Origin of the sequence: Kribbella antibiotica (assembly GCF_004349055.1) — a bacterium.
In the GTDB taxonomy this organism is placed as follows: domain Bacteria; phylum Actinomycetota; class Actinomycetes; order Propionibacteriales; family Kribbellaceae; genus Kribbella; species Kribbella antibiotica.
The window spans coordinates 1-6485 of sequence record NZ_SMKX01000257.1 but is presented as its reverse complement, the minus strand read 5'-3'; the positions used below and the strand labels follow the sequence as shown (position 1 = coordinate 6485).

At 67.5% G+C, this 6485-nt stretch carries 7 protein-coding genes; 2 read left to right on the top strand and 5 right to left on the bottom strand.

What is annotated here, in order from left to right:
- Positions 1-347 precede the first annotated feature (347 nt).
- The 4 genes from E1263_RS41555 to E1263_RS41540 form a co-directional block, all read right to left on the bottom strand.
- The gene (locus E1263_RS41555) at positions 348-1073 is read right to left on the bottom strand and encodes an amidohydrolase family protein (RefSeq protein ID WP_132177839.1); all 726 of its coding nucleotides are present in this window, start codon (positions 1071-1073) and stop codon (positions 348-350) included.
- Entirely contained in the window at positions 1073-1792 is a 720-nt protein-coding gene (locus E1263_RS41550) for an amidohydrolase family protein (RefSeq protein ID WP_132177837.1), read from the bottom strand. The genes E1263_RS41555 and E1263_RS41550 overlap by 1 nt, the downstream gene beginning before the upstream one ends.
- Before the next feature lie 115 nt (positions 1793-1907).
- On the bottom strand, positions 1908-3122 hold the full coding sequence (locus tag E1263_RS41545) for a DegT/DnrJ/EryC1/StrS family aminotransferase (protein ID WP_132177835.1): 1215 nt from the start codon (positions 3120-3122) through the stop codon (positions 1908-1910).
- Between the two features lie 57 nt (positions 3123-3179).
- Positions 3180-4394: a helix-turn-helix domain-containing protein gene (locus tag E1263_RS41540; protein WP_132177833.1), complete on the bottom strand. Its 1215-nt coding sequence runs from the start codon at positions 4392-4394 to the stop codon at positions 3180-3182.
- A 112-nt stretch (positions 4395-4506) separates the two neighbouring features.
- Here E1263_RS41540 and E1263_RS41535 point away from each other — a divergent pair, with 112 nt between their 5' ends.
- The gene (locus tag E1263_RS41535; protein ID WP_132177831.1) at positions 4507-5097 is read left to right on the top strand and encodes a TetR/AcrR family transcriptional regulator; all 591 of its coding nucleotides are present in this window, start codon (positions 4507-4509) and stop codon (positions 5095-5097) included.
- Here E1263_RS41535 and E1263_RS41530 read toward each other — a convergent pair.
- Positions 5084-6166: an aldo/keto reductase gene (locus E1263_RS41530; protein ID WP_132177829.1), complete on the bottom strand. Its 1083-nt coding sequence runs from the start codon at positions 6164-6166 to the stop codon at positions 5084-5086. The two genes, E1263_RS41535 and E1263_RS41530, sit on opposite strands and share 14 nt — an antisense overlap.
- A 58-nt stretch (positions 6167-6224) precedes the next feature.
- Here E1263_RS41530 and E1263_RS41525 point away from each other — a divergent pair.
- On the top strand, positions 6225-6485 hold a 261-nt coding region (locus E1263_RS41525), incomplete at its 3' end, for a gluconate 2-dehydrogenase subunit 3 family protein (RefSeq protein ID WP_165956937.1).

The following is a 6485-nucleotide window of genomic DNA, read 5'->3' as shown; positions in this document are numbered from 1 at the left end:
GTGGGCGGCTGGTGGGGGCGGATCTCCAGCACTGACTAACGGGCTGAAGTGGGTGCGTTGCGGATCGGGCCGAGCGTGGCTTGGCAGTGGGCCGCCCAGTTAGTGGGTGCTGGCGGTCCGCACCCCACCGGACGCCCGCGAGTGAACCCACTGTGCCCCCGCGAGTGAACCCACCGTGTCCCCGCGAGTGAACCCACCGGGCGGGTTGGGGTCGAGTGGAAGGAGTGTGTTGCTGGATATCGATTGCCGGCGGCACGGTCCGCACACTCGCGTGCTTCCGGCAGGGCCGTTCCGCGCGAGTGAACCCGCTGGGCGCCCGGCGAGTGAACCCACTGGGCGGGTTGGGATTACAACCCGAAGAGGGTGGTGGCGTTTTGCCAGTGGATGGCTTGGGCTTCGACTGGGGTGAGGGCGGCGGCGGTTAGGGCGCCTAGGGCGACTGAGGGGTCGATGAGGGTGGCGTCGGTGCCGAACATCAGGCGGGTGGGGCCGATGCGGTCGAGGATCCAGCGGATGCGGTCGGCGTCGGGGGCGGACCAGCAGGGCTCGAACCAGATGTTGTCGGCGCGGCGGGCGGCTTCGGGAACCTGGCGCCAGGCGGTGGCGCCCATATGGCCGGCGATCAAGCGGGAGCCGGGGACTCGGGCGGCCAGGTCGGCGAGGTCCAGGACGGTGTCACCCCAGGTGTGGACCAACGTGGGGAGGCCGTACTCGGTGGTGAGCTCGATGGCGGCCTGCATGGCGGGGGTGGTGATCGGGGTGCGGCTGTATTCGGTATGGATCTTGGCGCCGACCCAGCGGTCGTTGCCGGTGACGAGGTCGCGCAGATCGGCGCGGGCTTCGTCGAGGCGGCGTGGGTCGACCACCAGCATGCCGCGGAGGCGGTCGTCGGCGGGCAGTTGTTCGGCGAGAGCGCGGTTCCCGGCTGGTGCGTCGTACACGATGCTCTCGATGGAGGAGACGAGTTGCAGGTCGATGTTGAAGCGGTCCATCAGGTCGAGGTTGACCTCGATCGGGCCGACCTCCATCGAGAAGAACCACGGACCCCAGTGGGCGTGGACGTCGATCAGCATCACGCCTCCAGCAGCTTGGTCAGGGACTGACTGCCGGCCTGGGCGATCTCGGCCGGGGTCAGCTTCGAGCTGAGCAGGCGGCCGAGCACCGAGTAGGTCTCGTGGAACGGCGTCCGGGTCCCGAAGACGAGGCGGTCCGCGCCGACCTCGGCCGCGACGATCTCCAGCGAGTCCGGCCCCGTGAGCATCCGGGTCGAAGTGTGGAATCCGGGCTCCGCGCGGGCCAGCAGTACGAAGTCACCGAGGTAGTAGAAATGCGTGTCCAGGAAGACGACCCGCGCCCCGAGCCCCTGCAGCGCCGGACCAACCACCCGTACGTCGCCCTCCACGAACAACGGCAATCCGGCCGCGACCACCAGCCGCGCAACATGCCCGAACGACGGGTACGACGGCTCGACCGCCTGAGCCGTCGGCGCCAACCGGATCCCAGCAGGCCGCGCCGAAGCGAGCAACCGTTCCAGCTCCCGCTCAGCCCCCAGCGGATCACGCAGATCGAGCACGGGGCAGTTCGTCCAACCGTTGCCCTCGGCCACTACTCGCGATTCGTCGTTTCCCGACGGTACGTCGAAGTGGACCGCCCGCAACGAGGAGACCACGCCACCGGAGATCCCGGTCCCGGCAAACACCTCCTGCACCCGTTCGGGACGGCTCCAGCGCCCGGTCGTCACGTCGTGCCCGACCAGAATGTCGCAGTCGAGCAGCAGAGGGGCGTCGGTCATGAGGCCCCCTTTCTGGACTGAGGAGCGGAGGGAGCGCAGCGACTGGAGGGACGAGGGAAGAAAGGGAACCAGGCCTCAAGGCCCGCCGCGCGGAGCGTGGCAATGTGTACAGTCATCAGGACTCCAGGGCGAGGGCGGTGTGCACCTTGCGGATCGCGGCGACGATATCGTCCACGTCGGACCCGCTGTAGTTCTCGTTCCACGGCAGTACGACGAGCCGCTCGTTGATCAATGTCTCGGCATTCGGGCACAACCCGACCGGGTATTCGACGCCCTGCAACGGAAAACCGGACCCGCCGTACGTGGCCTTCCCGCGCAGCGCCGGTGCAGCGTAGAGCGGCGCGGTCAGATAACCCGGCGTGCAGGGGACACCTTCGGCGGTCAACGCGGCCGCCCAAGGATGAATGCCGTCCTCGAGCAGCAACGGATACTGCCAGTAGACGTGATCCCCGTCGTCACTCGGCGGCAGCAATCCGACGAGATCCCCGATCCCTGCCGTCAGCTTCGCCGCCCCCGTACGACGGTCGTCCACGACCTGCTGGAGTCGCGTCAACTGCACTCGCGTGACCGCAGCGGTCAGTTCCGTCATCCGATAATTCAGCGCCAGGAACAGATACGTGCGCTCGTCGGTGTCCCGCGGCCAGCCCTTGTCGGTGAACAGCCGCATCCGCCGCGCCAGCGCCGCATCGTCGGTCACGACGAGCCCGCCGTCACCCGCGCTGATGTGCTTGCTCTGCTGCAGACTGAAGCACCCGATGTCGCCAACTCGCCCCGCATAAACGTCGCCCACCGGCGCCAAATACGCCTGCGCACAGTCCTCGATCAGCAGCAGCCCGTGCTGGTCACACAGCGCTCGCAGCTCGTGGATCGGCGCCGGCTTCCCGAACAAGTGAACGGCCAGCACCGCCTTCGTCCGCGGCGTGATCGCAGCCTCGACCGCGGCCGGATCCAGGTTCCCCGTGGCCAGATCAACATCAGCAAACACCGGTACGCCGTTCTGCATCAGTATGGGGAAGACCGTTCCCATGTCGCTGATCGGCGTGGTGATGATCTCGTCGCCCGGCTCCGGGTTCACCGCGGCGACGGCCAGGTGCAATGCCGCCGTACCGGAGCTGCAGGCAACCGAATGGACCGCACCGAGCAACGAAGCGAACTCGCCCTCTAGTGCAGCCACCTCAGTGCCCCAGGTCGCGGACAGCATGCCGCTACGCAGAACCCGCTCGGCGGCCGCTACTTCCTCGTCCCCGAAGCGTCGCCCGGAGGCATTGAAAACCGAGGGCAGGGGAGTGGACCGGACTGGAGTCCCACCGTTCACGGCAAGCTCGGGCACAAGGCCTCCCCGCTGGTAATTACGGTCATGGCTGTAATTACCAGCGACCCTACTAGATCAGAGGTGCACGCGGTAGACGACCAGTGGCCGTCCGCTGCCCGTCCCGATCTGCGTGCCGGTTGCATCCGCGAGGCCGGCCCGCTCCAGCCGATTCAGCACCCGGCGCGCAGTGCGCGGCTGGATCCCCAGGTGGTCGGCCACCGAACGCGTTGTCACCCCGTCCTCAGGCTCCGAGTGCACGAGCTCCTGCAGCTTCTCAAGCGTTGCCTTCGACAACCCCGCCCGCTGCGCGAGCAGTTGCAGCTTCGACCGCTGCTGTGCCCGCGGCGTCGCGCCGCCGACCAGGATCAGGTCGATGTCGTTGCGCAGTGAGACCACCGCGGCAGTTCGCCCAGCCGTCTTGGCGCGGCCCAGGGCGCGGCGAGCCAGCGCCTCGGTCTCAATCCCGGAACCACCGATCCCGAACCCAATCCGCACCGGCCCGAACTGCTCTTTCAGCCGGTTCAGCATCCCGAGCTCGGTGAACGACACCGTCGCTTGCTCCAACGGTCCGCGAGTAGCAACGACCAGGAAGCGCTTGTCGTCGTACGGGAGGACGCTGCCGCCGAGCGAACCGGCCTCGCGCCGGAGCGCACTCTCGCCCTCCGCTGCGATCTCCACCAGACCGAGCGCAATCTGAGCATCATCGCTGCGCAGCGCATCGTGCACGAGCAGCAGACCGTTCAGTGCGCTGCGCACTGAGTGGATCGACGGCGCGAGCCGGATCGTCGGTCGCTCGGCCTTGAGCTTGTCGTACGCCGATCGCAGGCAAGTGATCGCCACTGTCGCTTCAGCGGCCCGGTGAAACTCCAGTACGTCGTCTGAGCTCAGCCCGGGGTGATACGGCAGCACCTTGACGCCGCGCGTCGGCAGCCCGGCCTCGGCCAGCGTCTCGTGGACCTGAGCCTCATCCAGTACGTCGATACTCATCGACTTGATGTCCTGGCCGTCACCCAGCAACTCGACCAGGGCCCGCAGCAGCGTGGCGCCCGTGTATTCGACGTGCGTCGCCGGGCGGTCGAGCAGATTGTGCGCCGCGGCGATCTGATACGGCACGACGCCGGTGAACAGCCAGGCGTCCACACTCGGTGGCGCCTCGGCCATCAGCTTCGGGGTGTCGGTCTCCCGGCGGTACTTGAGCGGCAGAACCTCGATACCCCGCTGCGTGCCGATGATCTTGCATGTGGAGGTGACCAGGTCCGACGGCCCGACCACCCCGATCGTCGTCACCATTGCAGGTCAGCCTCTCTCACGGGGTCAGTCTCGTCAGATCACCGTGCTGTCGCAACAACCCGCGCCGTACGCCGACCTGTCTGCTTCTGGACCAACCAGTACAGTCGGTGCTGTGCTGACGTCAAAAGGTACGGCGACGCGGGACCGGATCGTGGCTGCGGCCGCCGGGGAGATCCGGGAGCGCGGGATCGCCGCGGTCACGCTCGACGATATCGGGCAGCGGAGCCGGACCGGGAAAAGTCAGCTGTTCCACTACTTTCCCGAGGGCAAGGAGCAGTTGCTGCTGGCGGTCGCCGAGCGTGAGGCCGAGCGGGTGATCGAGGATCAGGAGCCGCAGCTCGGCCGGCTGACCAGCTGGGAGGCTTGGCAGGAGTGGCGCGATGTCCTCGTCGAGAAGTACCGCAGGCAAGGCGTCCACTGCCCGCTCGGCGTCCTGATCACCGAGATCGGGCGGCACACGTCAGCCGCGCAGGCGGTGACCGGCAGGCTGCTCGTCCAGTGGCAGCAGGCGTTGGAGGCCGGGATCCATCAGATGCAGGCTGCCGGTGAGATTCGCGCCGACGTCGACGCGCACCGCGCGGCGGGCGCGTTGATGGCGGCGATCCAGGGCGGCGTCGCGATCCTGATGTCGTCCGGGTCGGCGCAGCATCTCGAATACGCCCTGGATCTTTGCCTGGACTACTTGCGGGTCAAGACCAGTTGACGATCGCTGGTTGATAACCGGTGGGCTTGTCGCCAACCTTCGTGCCTGCACTGACCAACCAGGCTTGGTATTCCGGCGTGAACATCTGATACACCGACCGAGCCGGTACGGCGCTCGCCGCGTCGAGGTCGGCCCGGAGGTCGACGGGGATCTCGAAGTCGAGCGCGGCCATGGTCGAGGTGAGCTGCTCAGGTGAGCTCGCGCCGACGATCGCCGAAGCGACGCCGGGTTGGGTCGCGACCCAGTTCACCGCGACCTGAGCCATCGTCACGCCGAGTTTGTCGGCGACGGTCTTGACCGTGTCGAGTAGCTCCCATTGCTGGTCGGTCCAGGTGGGAGCGTTGTCTCCGGCCAGTCGCCCCTCGCCAGTTGCTCCATCGCGGCGGTACTTGCCGGTGAGGAAGCCGCCGGCCAGCGGGCTCCACGCCGTGATGCCGAGCCCGAGGTTCTGGCCCATCGGGACGTGCTCGGTCTCGATCGTGCGCTCCGCGAGCGAGTAGGGGAGTTGCAGGCTGACCATCGGGACCGCGTCGTTCTGCGCGCGAGCGGCATACCAGGCCGGTACGTCGGACAGTCCGGCGTACCGGATCTTTCCGGCGCGGGTGAGGTCGTCGAACGTGCGCAGGACCTCGTCGACCGGCGTGATCCGGTCCCAGGTGTGGAGCAGGAAGAGGTCGAGGTAGTCGGTCTTCAGCCGGCGGAGCGAGTCTTCGACGGCGCGGATCATGTGTTTGCGGCCGTTGCCGCCCGCGTTCGGGTCGCCGGGGTCGACGCTGTTGGTGAACTTGCTGGTGAGCACCATCCGCTCACGTAGCCCGCTGTCGGCGACCAGCTTGCCGAGGATCTCCTCGCTCTCGCCGGCGGTGTAGAAATCGGCGGTGTCGATGAAGTTGCCACCGGCATCGACGTAGGTATGGAAAATGTCCCCGGCCTGGTCCACGGTGCGGCCGTAAGGTGCGTGGCTCTTCAATAACGGATTGGCACCGGTGCCGAAGTTCATTGTGCCGAGCGCGAGGCGGCTGACGCGGAGGCCGGAGCGGCCGAGCAGGTAATAGTTGTCGAGTGCCATGGAGCCAGCGTTCCTCGGGAAAAATGGACCGGCAAGTACAAACCCTGGAGGGCCGGAGATGCTGACCGAATCCCAGCAGCAAGTGCTCGAACAGCTCGCTGAGCTCGTGATCCCAGCCGACGACTATCCGTCGGCTGGGGAGGCCGGAGCGGTCGCGTTCGTGCAGCGGGTGCTCGCGGTCGATCGCCCGGACTGGCAGCCCCGGGTGGAGCGTGCGCTCGCGGTTGCGGCCGGTGCGGCGCTTGACGAGGTGCTGGCGGATGCGGACGGTGCATGGCTGGTCCGGCTGATCGCCCAGGGGTACTACGCAGGGGAGCTG

Coding starts and splice junctions, on each gene's coding strand:
- E1263_RS41550 (WP_132177837.1), bottom strand. CDS start 1,792: ATGACCGACGCCCCTCTGCTGCTCGACTGCGACATTCTGGTCGGGCAC.
- E1263_RS41530 (WP_132177829.1), bottom strand. CDS start 6,166: ATGGCACTCGACAACTATTACCTGCTCGGCCGCTCCGGCCTCCGCGTC.
- E1263_RS41555 (WP_132177839.1), bottom strand. CDS start 1,073: ATGCTGATCGACGTCCACGCCCACTGGGGTCCGTGGTTCTTCTCGATG.
- E1263_RS41540 (WP_132177833.1), bottom strand. CDS start 4,394: ATGGTGACGACGATCGGGGTGGTCGGGCCGTCGGACCTGGTCACCTCC.